Consider the following 13,140-nt stretch of genomic DNA (forward strand, 5'->3'; position numbering starts at 1 on the left):
CCCGCCGACGGCGAGGCGAGTCCGGGGCCGTTGACGAAGCGGCGCCTCGCCCGTGATCGAGCGGCAGTGGCGTGCTCTCCATGGGCTCGTCTGCGAAGCGGTGCCCCGCCTGTGGTCGGATGGCGGTGGCGTGATGTCGCCGGTCTCGCCTGTGGGGCGGGCACCCCGCCCGTGGTCGAGCGATGGCGGGGTGGTATCCGAGGTTTCGAGGGGCTTACTGCCCCTGGTTGGGCTGATGGTCGCGGGTTGGGCGGTGACAGGCCGTCCGTGGCAGTCCGTGGCCGTGCGGGGCTGTCGGACCGCACCCGCGACCGTGCGGTCACCCGGCGCCTGTGACCTGGAGGTCAGGCGGCGCCGACGACCGGGCGGTGCGGGGCGATGACGGTGCCCCCCGGCAGGAGCTCCCCAGTGTCCTCGAACAGGACGACGCCGTTGCAGAGGAGACTCCACCCCTGCTCAGGGTGGCAGGCGAGGGTACGTGCGGCCTCGCGGTCTGGCGCGTCGGCTGACGGACAGGCCGGGTCGTGCGGGCACATCGGCGTGCCTCCGATATCTCGTGGACGGCCCCCGGCGTGCGAGCGGCGGGAGCGGCTCGGGTTTGTTCTTTCCTACAAGTGTGCGACCTATGTCACACGTTCCGACATAGCCCGTTAGGACTGTTAGAGGAGGATGCCCGTCCGTGTGACCTTCGACACAGCGTGCCTTATGCAGGATAACGGTCCAAGCTCGACACGCCCACTAGATTCGCAACCCTTTCAGCAACGCGTCGAGCCCTCGCTCGAAGTCCTCGTCGGCGCGCTCGTCACGCCTGGTCCACACGTCCACCTCGGGGTCGGCCCAGCCCGACTGCTGCACCTCGACCGCGACGCTGCCGAAGACGAACGCCCGCAGGGACCGCACGGCCTCGGCCGCGTTCTCCAGGCCGCCGTCGGCGAGTTGTTCGGTCTGCTCCCTGATGGCCAGCAGCGTGGCCCCCTTCGGGGGTTTCGTCAGGGCCAGCGCGAGGACGCCGGGATGCTCCCGCAGTAGCTCGCGGCCGGCCCGGCACCAGGCCTTGGCGGTGTCCTGCCAGGTGGGGCCCTGCTCCACCTGGACGGACGTCACGTGCTCGGCCAGCGCGTCCATCAGCGCCTCCTTGCCCCTGGGCAGGTGGTGGTAGATGGCCATCGCCTCCACCTGGAGCGCGTCGCCCAGTCTGCGCATCGTCAGCCTGCGCAGGCCCTGGGTGTCGGCGATGTGCAGCGCGGAGTCGATGATGCGCTCGCGGGAGAGAGGGACGGGCGGTCGCTTGGCCGGCATGCGGGCAGCTTACTATGTAAAGGCGGTCGCGCCCGTCCGATTACGGGACGTGTCGCCGGACGGCGTACGCTGGTCGGCGGTAAGAACTGATTGCGCTGAAGGGGCAGAGTCGATGGCGTTTTTCCGTCCGCGGGTGAGCCGCGAGGCCGAGGTCCGCTACCACGCGGACCAGGAGATCTCCAAGAGCTTCCCCGAGCTGCTCGACAAGCTCAGGCAGGCCGAGCAGCTGCTGCGCGATCTGCGGGCCGCCGACGCTGACGAGATCGAGCTGCTCGCGGCCGGTCAGGCGTTCGACAAGGCGCTCACCGACGCGCTGCGCGCGGCCGAGAGCGGCCAGCGGGCCACGTTCGGGGTCAAGGCGTACGACGACCGCATCGCCCGCCGCAAGGCCAAGGCGACGCCCGACGGGGCCCTGTGGACGTCCGAGGTGGAGCGCCTGCGCACGCTGCGCGAGGACAACCGGCTCTGGGGCATCCCGCGCGTCCCCCGCCCGGTCCCCGCGGCCCGCTGAGAAAGCCGCTCGCCGCCCAGCGAGCTTCCCGGTCCGCTGCGAGTCGCGCTCGGCGACGGGGCTGAGGCAGGAAAGATCTCCGCAGGCATGGGATTCAGCGGTCTCCGGCCGGTAAGCGGTCCCTCGGGGGACGCGACATGCGGGGACGCGAACGGGAGTGGCGACAGGTCGACGGCCTGCTTCGAACGGTCGGCAGGGGCGGGGGCGGAACCCTGCTCGTGGACGGCGAGCCCGGGGCCGGCAAGACCCGGCTGCTCGCCGAAGCCGCGGCCGCCGCGTCCGAGCGGGGCATCGACGTGCTCAGGGGCAGGCCGGAGGAGCTGGGTGAGCTGGTTCCGTGTGGTGTGCTGTTCGAAGCCCTGGATCTCCGGCCGGAGCCGGACACCGGTCGGGACGATCCTTCCGTCCGCCTCGACTCACGGGCGCGGGCGCTGGAGCGCCTGCGGACGGCCTTCGAGGAACGGGCCGCGGCACCGGTGCTGGCCGTCCTCGACGATCTCCAGTGGGCCGACCCGGCGACCCTGATGGCGCTGCGTGCCCTCCACGGCCTGCTCGCCCCCCGATCCGTCGGCTGGCTGCTGAGCCGCTCGACCGGCGCGGCCAAGGGCCATGCCGCCTCCCTGTTCGACCTCCTGGAGCAGAACGGGGCCGCGAGGGTGGCACTCACGTCGCTCTCCCCGGACGCGGTCACCGAGCTGACCACGGACATGCTCGGGGTGCCGCCCGATCCGGCGACGCTGGCCCTGGTGGCCGCCGCCGGCGGCAATCCGCTGCTGGTCACCGAGCTGCTCGCCGGCCTGCGCGACGAGGGCCTGCTCCGAGTCACCGGCGACGGCGCTCACCTGTCGCACGCGCACGTCCCCAACCGCTTCCGCAGGGTGGTGCGGCACTGGACCGACTCCCTCAGCGCGGACGCCAGGAATCTGGTGGAGACGGCCGCCGTGCTCGGCCAGTCGTTCTCGCCGGCGCAGGCCGCGTCGCTGCTCGGCACCACACCGGCGGCGCTGCTCCCCGTGGTGGAGGAGTGCATGGCAGCGGGCATCCTGGCCGTCAACGAGCACGGTCTCTCGTTCCGCCAGGAGCTGGTCAGGGGCGTCGTCGCGGCGCAGGTCCCGCAACCGGTCCGGGAGGCGCTGCTGGACCAGATCGGCGTTCCAGGGGCGTACGAGCCGGCGGGCTTGCCGGACGTCCCCAGCATCGGCGGCATCGACGCCGCCGTCGCCGCGGGGCGGCTGCAGGAGGCCGAGCAGATGGTCCGGGGACGGCTCACCGACCATGAACCGGCGTCCGAGGTGGCCGAACTGCGCTGCGCGCTGGCGGACATCCTGTACCTGACCGGAAGGATCGACCAGGCCGTGCGAGAGGCCGAGACGGTGCTGGCCGTGCCGGACCTTCCCGGCCAGGTGCGTGACCGGGCGATCCGGGCGCGGCTGTACGCCATGACGTCCCTGCGGAACGGCGGCAGGTCCGTGCGGACGTACGCGCGCAAGATCCTCGAACAGCGTTCCCGTCACGGTGCGGCGGCCACGGTCGCGGCCCTGATGGCGTTCGCGGCGACCGAGTGGGACAAGGGGCGGCTCGCCGACGCGCTGGCGCTCGCCGAGGAGGCCCGGCGGCTGGCCGGGGCGGACGAGCCGGTCGCGCACCGCTACGAGCCTCGGCTGATCTCCGCCGCGATGCTCACCGACGTGCACCGGCTCGACGAGGCGCGGGCGATCCTCCGGGAGGCGCGCAAGGACATGTTCGCCAACGGCCATCTGGCCTGGGCCGCGGACGCCGCCGCCCTTGAGGCCCGGGCCGAGCTCCTCGCGGGTCATCTCGACGGTGCCGTCACCGAGGCCGAGAGAGCCCTGGACCTCGCCACCTCCCTGAACACGCCCCGATCCGCCGCGGTGGCCGGCTCGGTACTCGCCGCCGTCGCGCTGCGGTGCGGTGACCTCCGGGCGGCGACCCGGCACGCCGCGCACGTGCCCGGGGACTCCCACGACGGCCGTACGCGGCACGCCCTGCTCGCCGCGCGGGTCTCGGACATGCGCGACGGCCCGCGGTGCGCGATGACGCTGCTCGCGGACCTTGCCGGCCGGTCCGGGTGGCAACGGCTGATGCTCACCATGGAGCCCACGGCGAGCGCGTGGCTGGTCCGCATGGCTCTCGCCGTGAACGACCGGCCGGCGGCCGAGGTCGTCGTGGCCACCGCGGAGGCCCTCAGCCGTGCCAACCCGGGCTTCCCCGCGCTGGCCGCCTCCGCCGCGCACGCCCGGGGGCTGCTGGAGGGTGACTGCGACGCCCTCTCCCGGGCCGCCGGTCAGACGCAGGACGTGTGGGCGCGCGCCTCCGCCGCGGAGGACCTCGGTGTGGCGCTCGCCGTGGCCGGGCGGCGCGAGGACGCGACCGGCAGCCTGGATCAGGCGCTGGCGATCTACGACGACATCGGCTCCGTCTGGGACGCGGCGCGCGTCCGCCAGCGGCTTCGTGGCATGGGCGTGCGCCACCGGCACTGGGGCTACGCCGAACGGCCGATCTCCGGCTGGGACAGCCTCACCGAGACCGAGCACAGCGTCTCGATGCTCGTCGCCGACGGGTGGACCAACCGGCAGATCGCCGACCAGATGTTCATCAGCGTGCACACCGTCGCCTTCCACCTGAGGCACATCTACCGCAAGCTGCACATCAACTCCCGCGTCGAGCTCACGCGGCTCGCCGTCGCACAGGGGCGGATCGACCCTCCGGCTGAGCGGCTATGACTACACGTCTGGGGGATGTGGCGGCGAAGCGCCCGGAGAAGCCTCGGAGACGTATGCACCGCGCACCTGGCAGACGGCGTCGTGACCGTCCCCAAGGCGGAGGCCGCCGAGCCCAGGCACAACGAGGTGTCCGCCTGAGGAGGAGAGGAGGAGCCGTGTTCCTGGGGATCTTCACGGTCGCGTCCATGCCAGGGCGCCGAGGGGGGCGCGAGCCATGGCGAAAGCAGTAGGCATCGATCTCGGCACCACCAACTCGGTGATCGCCGCCACGGAGGACGGCCAGCCCAACGTGCTTCCCAACGCGGAAGGCTCCCGGACGACGCCGTCCGTGGTGGCGTTCACCGACCAGGGCGAGCGCCTGGTGGGCCAGCTCGCCCGCCGGCAGGCCATCCTCAACCCGAAGGGAACGATCTACTCCGCCAAACGGTTCATCGGCCGCCGCTACGACGAGGTCACCAGCGAGCTGAACGCCGTCTCCTTTGACGTGGTGGAGGGGCCGCAGGGAGCCGTCCGCTTCAAGGTCGGCGACAAGGAGTACGCGCCGGAGGAGGTCTCCGCCCTCGTGCTGCGGAAGCTCGCCGCCGACGCGGCGAAGTACCTCGGCGAGAAGGTGACCGAGGCCGTCATCACCGTTCCGGCGTACTTCAACGACGCCCAGCGCCACGCGACCAAGGACGCCGGACGCATCGCCGGGCTGGAAGTCCTCCGGATCATCAACGAGCCGACCGCCGCCGCGCTGGCCTACGGGCTGGACAAGAAGACCAACGAGACCGTGCTGGTCTTCGACCTGGGCGGCGGCACCTTCGACGTCAGCATCCTGGACATCGGCGAGGGAGTCATCGAGGTCCGCGCCACCTCGGGCGACGGGCACCTCGGCGGCGACGACTTCGACCGCAGGATCGTCGACCACCTGGCCGACGAGTTCCAGCAGCAGCAGGGCATCGACCTGCGCCGCGACCCGCAGGCCCTGCAGCGGCTCTTCGAGGCGGCCGAGAAGGCCAAGGTCGAGCTGTCCGCGGTGAGCCAGACCACGATCAGCCTGCCGTTCATCACGGCGGACGCCTCGGGGCCCAAGCACCTCAACACCACGCTCATGCGGTCCACGTTCGAGCAGATCACCACCGACCTGGTCGAACGCTGCATCCACCCCGTCGAACAGGCGATGGAGGACGCCAAGCTCAGGCCCGCCGACATCGACGAGGTGATCCTCGTCGGCGGGTCCACCCGGATGCCCGCCGTGCAGAACCTCGTGCGCAGGCTCACCGGGGGCAAGGACCCCAACATGACGGTCAACCCGGACGAGGTCGTGGCCATCGGCGCGGCGGTCCAGGCGGGCATCATCAAGGGCGAGGTCCAGGACGTCGTCCTGCTCGACGTCACGCCGCTCTCGCTGGGCGTCGAGACCCTCGGCGGCCTCATGACCAAGGTCATCGAGCGCAACACGACGATCCCGGCCCGCAGAACCGAGACCTTCAGCACGGCCGAGGACAATCAGAACGCCGTCGACGTCGTGATCCTCCAGGGAGAGCGGGAGCGCGCCGCCGACAACCGGGTGCTGGGACGGTTCCGGCTGGAGAACATCCGCCCCGCGCCGCGGGGGGTGCCGCAGGTCGAGGTCACCTTCGACGTCGACGCCAACGGCATACTCAACGTCTCCGCCCGTGACAAGGACACCGGCGCCGAGCAGCGGATCACCATCAGCGAGAGCTCCAACCTGGACAGGTCGGAGATCGAGCGGATGGTCGCGGACGCCGAGCAGCACCGCACCGAGGACACCCGGCTCCGCGAGGCCGTCGACGCTCGCAACGAGCTGGACTCGATCGCGTACCAGGTGGAGCGCCGGCTGCAGGAGCTCGGCGACGCGGTGCCCGTGCACGAGAAGGCGCGTGCGGAGCAGCTCGTCGGCGACGCCCGGCAGGCGATCAAGGAAGAGGCGCCGATCGACCGGTTGCGCCCGCTCAGCAGCGAGCTCCAGCAGGTCTACCACGGCCTCGGAGCCGTGGCAGGCGCGGGCGCCCGGCCGGAGGCAGCGGCCGGCGTGCCGCCACAGGGCAGGAAGGAAGGCGCCCCGGGCGGTGACGAGGACGTGATCGACGCCGAGTTCACCACGTCCGATTCCGAGTGACATGAACGGGTGACGTGAACGGGTGTGACATGAACGGTCACGAAGAGGCGCCCGGCACCACCGACCGGGCGGTTGAAGCGCAGTCCCAGGAAAACCTGCAGGAAAACGCAGTCGCGGACACGGATGCCAAGCTCGCGGAGCTGGAGGACCGCTGGCTGCGTGCCGTCGCGGACCTGGACAATCTCCGCAAGCGGATCGCCCGTGACACCGAGCGGCTGCGGGCCGAGGAGCGGGACAGGGTGACCGCCGAGTGGCTGCCCGTCCTGGACAACCTGGAACTCGCGCTGAGTCATGCCGCCCAGGGTGCGGGCGAGGACGCCGACGCGGTCGTCGCCGGGGTGCGGGCGGTGCGGGACCAGGCCGTCGCCGCGCTGTCGCGCCTCGGCTACGCCCGCCACGACGAGAGCGGCGGGCCCTTCGACCCCACCCGCCACGAGGCGGTGGCGACCACCGAACGGGAGGACGTCGAGCCGGGCACCGTCGTGGAGGTGCTGCGGCCCGGCTACGGCGACGGCCGGCGGCAGCTGCGGCCCGCGGTGGTGGTCGTCGCGAAAAAGGCGGAGTGATGGCCGATCGACGGGACTTCTACGAGGTGCTCGGCGTCGGCAGGAACGCCGACCAGGACGAGATCCAGCGGGCCTACCGCAAGCTGGTGCGCGCCTACCATCCCGACGTCAACAAGGACCCGGGGGCGGAGGACACGTTCAAGGAGGTCTCCGAGGCCTACGCCGTGCTCTCCGATCCTGAAACCCGCCGCCGCTACGACGCGTTCGGGCACGACTTCCGTCAGGTGCCGCCGGACGTGGATCCCGCGCAGTGGGCCCGTGCCCGCGCCGGAGCGGGGGCGGGCACAGGCGGCGGCCCGTGGCGCTCGGCGCGGGCCGAGGACTTCGGGTTCGGCGCGGGTGCCGACGTCGATCTGGAGGAACTGCTCGGCGGCATGTTCGGCGGACGTGGCCGGCGGCGCCGGGGGCCGATGCCCGGAGCCGACCAGGAGGCGGAGCTGACGCTCACGGTGGAGGAGGCGTACCACGGCGGGCGCCGTTCCTTCACGTTGCCCGGCGGCCGGCGGGTGGACGTCACGATCCCTGCGGGGGTCACGAACGGGCAGCGCATCAGGCTGGCCGGCCAGGGCGGGCAGGGAAGCGAGGGGGCGACGCCCGGCGACCTCTACCTCATCGTGCGGATCGCCGACCATCCCCGCTACCGCGTGGAGGGCCGCGACATCCAGGTCACCCTGCCCCTCGCACCGTGGGAGGCGGCGCTGGGGTCCACGGTCGCCATCGACACGCCAGGCGGTGAGGCGAAGCTCAAGGTGCCGCCGGGCACCTCCTCCGGCCGCCGCCTGCGGCTGCGCGGGCGCGGCATGCCCAACCCGCGCGGCACCGCCGGCGACTTCCTGGCCGAGGTCCGGATCATGGTGCCGGCCCGGCTCACCGACGAGGAGCGGCGCCTGCTCGAGCAGCTCGCCGCCGTGTCACGGTTCGATCCGAGGGGGCGTTCATGACGACGTACGCACTCGTACGGCCGGCGCGGCTGGACCTGCACTCCTACGCGCGGGCCACCGGGCTGCATCCGGAGGTCGTCCGCCGGCTGGTGGCGCTCGGCCTGCTCGAACCGGCCAGGGACGCCAGGGGGGAGCTGTGCTTCCCTCCGTCGCAGGTGGCGGCGGCCGCCCGGATCCTGAGGCTGCGCGAAAGCCTGTCGATCAACTACGCCGGGATCGGCCTGGTGACCGACCTGCTCGACCGGATCGAGGAGCTGGAGGCCACCCTGCGGAACCTGTCACGACGAGACTAAGGGGACTGGAGTGGACCCGAACCGGATGACGCAGAAATCGCAGGAGGCCCTGCACGACGCCCAGACCAAGGCCCTGCGCCACGGGCACACCGAGGTCGACGGCGAGCACCTGCTGCTGGCCCTGCTCGAACAGCCCGAGGGGCTGGCCCCCCGGCTGGTGGCGCAGGCGGGAGCCGACGAGAAACGCCTCCGCGCGGACCTGGAGGACGAGCTGTCGCGCCGTCCCAAGGTCAGCGGGCCGGGTGCCGCGCCCGGACAGGTCTTCATCACCCAGCGCCTGTCACGGCTGCTCGACGCCGCGGACCGGGAGGCGCGACGGCTCAAGGACGAGTACGTCTCCGTCGAGCACCTGCTGCTCGCCCTGATCGACGAGGGAACCGAGACCGCGGCGGGACGGCTGCTGCACGGCGAGGGACTGACCAGGGACCGGTTCCTCCAGACGCTCACCTCCATCCGGGGCCACCAGCGGGTCACCTCGGCCATGCCCGAAGTGGCCTACGAGGCGCTGGAGAAGTACGGCCGCGACCTGGTGGCCGAGGCCCGCGCGGACAAACTGGACCCGGTGATCGGCCGCGACACGGAGATCCGCCGCGTGATCCAGATCCTTTCCCGCAAGACCAAGAACAACCCCGTGCTGATCGGCGACCCGGGCGTCGGCAAGACCGCGATCGTGGAAGGGCTCGCCCAGCGGATCACCCGCGGCGACGTCCCCGAGGGGCTGCGCGACAAGACCATCTTCAGCCTGGACATGGGCTCGCTCGTGGCGGGCGCCAAGTACCGCGGCGAGTTCGAGGAGCGCCTCAAGGCCGTGCTGAACGAGGTGAAGGCCGCGGAGGGGCGGATCCTGCTGTTCGTCGACGAGCTCCACACGGTGGTCGGAGCCGGGGCGACCGAGGGCGCCATGGACGCCGGAAACATGCTCAAGCCGATGCTCGCGCGCGGCGAGCTGCACATGATCGGCGCGACCACGGTCCAGGAGTACCGCCAGCACATCGAGAAGGACGCGGCTCTGGAGCGGAGGTTCCAGCCGGTCCTCGTCGACGAGCCCTCCGTCGAGGACGCCGTGTCGATCCTGCGGGGGCTGCGTGAGCGGCTGGAGGTCTTCCACGGCGTGAAGATCCAGGACAGCGCCCTGGTCGCCGCCGTGAAACTGAGCCACCGCTACATCGCCGACCGGTTCCTGCCGGACAAGGCCATCGACCTGGTCGACGAGGCGTGCGCGATGATCCGCACCGAGATCGACTCCATGCCCGCCGAGCTGGACGAGCTGACCCGGCGCGTGATGCGGCTGGAGATCGAGGAGGCCGCGCTGGCCAAGGAGGAGGACCCCGCGAGCCAGACCCGCCTCGCCGAGCTGCGCCGAGAGCTGGCCGACCTGCGGGCGGAGGCCGACTCGATGCGGGCGCAGTGGGAGGCCGAGCGCGCGGCCCTGCGCAAGGTCCAGGCCCTGCGGCAGGACATGGAGGCCGTACGGCGGGAGGCCGAGCAGGCCGAACGCGCCTACGACCTCAACCGGGCCGCCGAGCTCCGCCACGGCAGGCTGCCCGAGCTGGAACGGCGGCTCCGCGCCGAGGAGGAGCGGCTGGGCACCCGGCAGAGCGGGCGCCGGCTGCTGCGCGAGGTGGTCACCGAGGACGAGATCGCGTCCATCGTCTCGCGCTGGACCGGCATTCCCGTCGTCCGCCTCCAGGAGGCGGAGCGGGACAAGCTGCTCCGGCTGGACGAGATCCTGCACGAGCGCGTCATCGGACAGGACGAGGCCGTGCGGCTCGTGGCCGACGCCGTGATCCGTGCCCGCTCCGGCGTCAAGGATCCCCGGCGCCCCATCGGGTCGTTCCTCTTCCTCGGACCGACCGGCGTGGGCAAGACCGAGCTCGCCAGGTCCCTCGCGGCCGCCCTGTTCGACACCGAGGACAACATGGTCCGCATCGACATGAGCGAGTACCAGGAGCGCCACACGGTCAGCCGCCTGGTCGGCGCCCCTCCCGGCTACATCGGCTACGAGGAGGGCGGCCAGCTCACGGAGGCGGTGCGGCGCAAGCCGTACTCGGTGGTGCTGTTCGACGAGATCGAGAAGGCCCACGCGGACGTGTTCAACATCCTGTTGCAGGTCCTCGACGACGGGCGGCTGACCGACGCGCAGGGCCGCACCGTCGACTTCCGCAACACCGTGATCGTCATGACCTCGAACATCGGCTCGCAGTACCTGCTCGACGGCGTCACCGCCCACGGTGAGATCAAGCCGGAGGGACGCGCCCAGGTGATGGCGGAGCTGCGTCAGCACTTCCGGCCCGAGTTCCTCAACAGGATCGACGACATCGTGCTGTTCAAGCCGCTGACCGAGGCCGAGATCGAGCAGATCGTCGATCTGATGTTCACCGACATCAGGAAGCGGCTGGCCGATCGGCGGCTCACCCTGGAGGTCACCGAGGAGGCGCGCCAGCTCATCGCCACCGAGGGATACGACCCCGTCTACGGGGCCCGGCCGCTGCGCCGCTTCATCGCCCGCGAGGTCGAGACGAGGATCGGGCGCGCCCTGCTCGCCGGCGACGTCCCGGAGGGCTCGGCCATCACGGTCGACGCCAAGGAGGGCGAGCTGGACGTCACCTTCCACGAGCCAGGGAGCTGAGATGTCGTCATCCACGGTGAGCTGCCCGAACTGCGGGAAGAAGAACAGAGTCCCGGCCGCGTCCGGTGGCGTGCCCCGTTGCGGAAGCTGTCACCAGCCGCTGCCGTGGATCGTCGAGGCGGCCGACGACACGTTCGCCGAGGTCGCCGAGCGCTCGGACCTTCCGGTCGTCGTCGACTTCTGGGCCGCGTGGTGCGGGCCGTGCCAGATGGTGACGCCCGTCCTCGAACAGCTCGCCCGCGAGATGGCGGGACGGGTGAAGCTCGTCAAGGTCGACGTGGACCGGTCGACGGCCGTCGCCGAGCGCTACGCCGTCCAGCACATCCCGATGCTCGTGCTGCTGGACGGCGGCCAGGTCGTGGCGCAGCGCGCGGGTGCCGCTCCGGCCCCCGAGCTGCGCGCCTGGATCGAGGAGAAGGTGAAGGTGGGGCGATGAGCGCCTGCGCGCCGTCCTCGCCGCCGCGCGGCTGAGCCCGCCACGACAGCCGGCTGGTCACGGCCGGCCCACGACCGGGCTTCCGGTCGTGGGGGCCCTGCCGTCACTCGTCGACGTGGATGGCCAGCGCCGGGCACAGCGCCGCGGCCTGCCGGACGTCGGCGGCCAGCTCGGCGGGCGGGGCGGGATCGAGCAGGACCGCGATGCCGTCCTCGTCGCGCTGGTCGAACACCTCCGCGGCGGCCATCACGCACTGCCCGGAAGCGACGCACTTGTCCTGGTCAAGGAGTATTTTCATCCGAGATCCCTTGCGATTGTCGTGGAATGTGAGGAGATCACCAGGTCACGGGGAGTTCGTAGACCCCGTAGACCTGGCCGTCGTGCTTGAACGGGATGCGGTCCAGGTCCGTCGCCAGGCGCAGGGTGGGGATGCGCCGGTAGAGGGTGCTGTAGACGACCTGCAGCTCCATCCGGGCCAGGGGCTGGCCCAGGCACTGGTGCACCCCGAATCCGAAGGCCACGTGGTGGCGGGCGTCGCGCCGGAGGTCGAGCCGATGAGGGTCGGGGAAGGCGTCGGGGTCCCGGTTGCCGATGTCGTTGGCCATGATCAGCCCGTCGCCCGCGCGGATGACCTGGCCGGCGAGCTCGATGTCCTCCAGCGCGACGCGGCGGCGTCCGCCGTGCGTGATGTTCAGGTAGCGCAGCAGCTCCTCCACCGCCCCCGCGACCTGCTTCGGGTCGTCCGTCTCTCGCAGGAGGGCCAGCTGGTCCGGATGTTCGAGCAGGGCGAGCGTGCCGAGCGCGATCATGTTGGCGGTCGTCTCGTGCCCGGCGATCAGCAGGAGCACCCCGGTCTGGGCCGCCTGCGGCCGCGACAGCTCCCCGGCCTTGACCCGCTCGGCCAGCCGCGACAGCAGGTCGTCTCCGGGAGCGGCGAGCTTCTCGCCCACCAGGCCGTCCAGGTAGCCGGTCAGCCGGCCGGCGGCGTCGGCCCGCTGCTCGGGCGTCGCGGTGCGGTTGATGATGGTCTTGCTGTTCTCCTGGAAGAAGTCGTGGTCGCCGTACGGCACCCCGAGCAGCGCGCAGATCACCAGCGAGGGCACCGGCAGCGCGAACGCGTCGACCAGGTCCACAGGCTTCGGGCCGGCCAGCATGGCGTCGATCAGCTCGTCCACGATCTCCTGCACGGCCGGGCGCAGCGCCTCCACCCGCTTGATGGCGAACGGCGCCGTCACCATCCGCCGCAGCCGCGCGTGCTCAGGATCGTCCATCAGGATGAAGCTGAACGCCCCGCCCCTGATCGGGGCCGAGCTCGGGTAGCCGGGACGGTTGACGTCGGCGCTGACCCGCCGGTCGGCCAGCAGCGCCCGCTGGTCGGCGTACCGGGTCACCAGCCACGGGGTGCTGTCGTCCCACAGGCGGACCTTCGCGAGCGGGCCCTCCTCCTGCTTGGCCTGCAGCTCCGGTGGCGGATCGAACGGGCAGCGGGCCGCCCTGGACATCGGGAACTCCGGGATGTCCGCCGGATTCGACGTACTGGTCATGACGAGTCCTTCCAGGAGAGATCTGGGTCCGGTGACCTGCCACCGGCTGTCG

The 13,140-nt window shown here is 71.7% G+C and carries 12 protein-coding genes; 8 read left to right on the top strand and 4 right to left on the bottom strand.

All coding sequences use genetic code 11. The annotated features are described in order from the left end of the window. Positions 1-344: 344 nt before the first annotated feature. Both ABT294_RS14240 and ABT294_RS14245 read right to left on the bottom strand, forming a co-directional pair. Positions 345-536: a DUF5999 family protein gene (locus tag ABT294_RS14240; RefSeq protein WP_350805928.1), complete on the bottom strand. Its 192-nt coding sequence runs from the start codon at positions 534-536 to the stop codon at positions 345-347. Positions 537-738: 202 nt separating this feature from the next. Next, a complete protein-coding gene (locus ABT294_RS14245; RefSeq protein ID WP_350805929.1) occupies positions 739-1,299 on the bottom strand; it encodes a TetR/AcrR family transcriptional regulator C-terminal domain-containing protein in 561 nt (186 codons plus the stop codon). A 112-nt stretch (positions 1,300-1,411) separates the two neighbouring features. On the opposite strand from ABT294_RS14245, the gene ABT294_RS14250 reads away from it, so the two are divergent. The 8 genes from ABT294_RS14250 to trxA all read left to right on the top strand — a co-directional run bounded on the left by ABT294_RS14250 (position 1,412) and on the right by trxA (position 11,544). Beyond that, on the top strand, positions 1,412-1,810 hold the full coding sequence (locus ABT294_RS14250; protein ID WP_350805930.1) for a hypothetical protein: 399 nt from the start codon (positions 1,412-1,414) through the stop codon (positions 1,808-1,810). A gap of 137 nt (positions 1,811-1,947) precedes the next feature. Continuing rightward, the gene (locus ABT294_RS14255; protein WP_350805931.1) at positions 1,948-4,554 is read left to right on the top strand and encodes a helix-turn-helix transcriptional regulator; all 2,607 of its coding nucleotides are present in this window, start codon (positions 1,948-1,950) and stop codon (positions 4,552-4,554) included. 214 nt (positions 4,555-4,768) lie between these two features. Beyond that, on the top strand, positions 4,769-6,679 hold the full coding sequence (gene dnaK, locus ABT294_RS14260) for a molecular chaperone DnaK (RefSeq protein ID WP_350805932.1): 1,911 nt from the start codon (positions 4,769-4,771) through the stop codon (positions 6,677-6,679). A gap of 29 nt (positions 6,680-6,708) precedes the next feature. Further along, positions 6,709-7,245, top strand: a complete 537-nt coding sequence (locus tag ABT294_RS14265; RefSeq protein ID WP_350805933.1) for a nucleotide exchange factor GrpE — start codon at positions 6,709-6,711, stop codon at positions 7,243-7,245. Beyond that, positions 7,245-8,186 (top strand): DnaJ C-terminal domain-containing protein, encoded by a 942-nt coding sequence (locus ABT294_RS14270; RefSeq protein ID WP_350805935.1) that lies wholly within the window; start codon positions 7,245-7,247, stop codon positions 8,184-8,186. Before ABT294_RS14265 ends, ABT294_RS14270 begins: the two co-directional genes overlap by 1 nt. Further along, positions 8,183-8,479: a chaperone modulator CbpM gene (locus tag ABT294_RS14275; RefSeq protein ID WP_350805937.1), complete on the top strand. Its 297-nt coding sequence runs from the start codon at positions 8,183-8,185 to the stop codon at positions 8,477-8,479. The genes ABT294_RS14270 and ABT294_RS14275 overlap by 4 nt, the downstream gene beginning before the upstream one ends. 25 nt (positions 8,480-8,504) lie before the next feature. Next, on the top strand, positions 8,505-11,108 hold the full coding sequence (gene clpB / locus ABT294_RS14280) for an ATP-dependent chaperone ClpB (RefSeq protein WP_350805938.1): 2,604 nt from the start codon (positions 8,505-8,507) through the stop codon (positions 11,106-11,108). Between the two features lies 1 nt (position 11,109). Beyond that, positions 11,110-11,544 (top strand): thioredoxin, encoded by a 435-nt coding sequence (gene trxA, locus ABT294_RS14285; protein WP_350805939.1) that lies wholly within the window; start codon positions 11,110-11,112, stop codon positions 11,542-11,544. A gap of 103 nt (positions 11,545-11,647) precedes the next feature. Here trxA and ABT294_RS14290 read toward each other — a convergent pair whose 3' ends face one another. Both ABT294_RS14290 and ABT294_RS14295 read right to left on the bottom strand, forming a co-directional pair. Further along, a complete protein-coding gene (locus ABT294_RS14290) occupies positions 11,648-11,842 on the bottom strand; it encodes a ferredoxin (RefSeq protein WP_350805940.1) in 195 nt (64 codons plus the stop codon). A 37-nt stretch (positions 11,843-11,879) separates the two neighbouring features. After that, positions 11,880-13,088 (bottom strand): cytochrome P450, encoded by a 1,209-nt coding sequence (locus ABT294_RS14295; RefSeq protein WP_350805942.1) that lies wholly within the window; start codon positions 13,086-13,088, stop codon positions 11,880-11,882. Positions 13,089-13,140 lie beyond the last annotated feature (52 nt).

Origin of the sequence: Nonomuraea sp. NPDC000554, assembly GCF_040300065.1 — a bacterium.
Lineage (GTDB): Bacteria > Actinomycetota > Actinomycetes > Streptosporangiales > Streptosporangiaceae > Nonomuraea.

Excerpts from the sequence above, each read along its gene's own strand:
- ABT294_RS14240 (WP_350805928.1), bottom strand. The coding sequence starts at position 536 with ATGTGCCCGCACGACCCGGCCTGTCCGTCAGCCGACGCGCCAGACCGC.
- ABT294_RS14245 (WP_350805929.1), bottom strand. The coding sequence starts at position 1,299 with ATGCCGGCCAAGCGACCGCCCGTCCCTCTCTCCCGCGAGCGCATCATC.
- ABT294_RS14250 (WP_350805930.1), top strand. The coding sequence starts at position 1,412 with ATGGCGTTTTTCCGTCCGCGGGTGAGCCGCGAGGCCGAGGTCCGCTAC.
- ABT294_RS14255 (WP_350805931.1), top strand. The coding sequence starts at position 1,948 with ATGCGGGGACGCGAACGGGAGTGGCGACAGGTCGACGGCCTGCTTCGA.
- dnaK (WP_350805932.1), top strand. The coding sequence starts at position 4,769 with ATGGCGAAAGCAGTAGGCATCGATCTCGGCACCACCAACTCGGTGATC.
- ABT294_RS14265 (WP_350805933.1), top strand. The coding sequence starts at position 6,709 with ATGAACGGTCACGAAGAGGCGCCCGGCACCACCGACCGGGCGGTTGAA.
- ABT294_RS14270 (WP_350805935.1), top strand. The coding sequence starts at position 7,245 with ATGGCCGATCGACGGGACTTCTACGAGGTGCTCGGCGTCGGCAGGAAC.
- ABT294_RS14275 (WP_350805937.1), top strand. The coding sequence starts at position 8,183 with ATGACGACGTACGCACTCGTACGGCCGGCGCGGCTGGACCTGCACTCC.
- clpB (WP_350805938.1), top strand. The coding sequence starts at position 8,505 with ATGACGCAGAAATCGCAGGAGGCCCTGCACGACGCCCAGACCAAGGCC.
- trxA (WP_350805939.1), top strand. The coding sequence starts at position 11,110 with ATGTCGTCATCCACGGTGAGCTGCCCGAACTGCGGGAAGAAGAACAGA.
- ABT294_RS14290 (WP_350805940.1), bottom strand. The coding sequence starts at position 11,842 with ATGAAAATACTCCTTGACCAGGACAAGTGCGTCGCTTCCGGGCAGTGC.
- ABT294_RS14295 (WP_350805942.1), bottom strand. The coding sequence starts at position 13,088 with ATGACCAGTACGTCGAATCCGGCGGACATCCCGGAGTTCCCGATGTCC.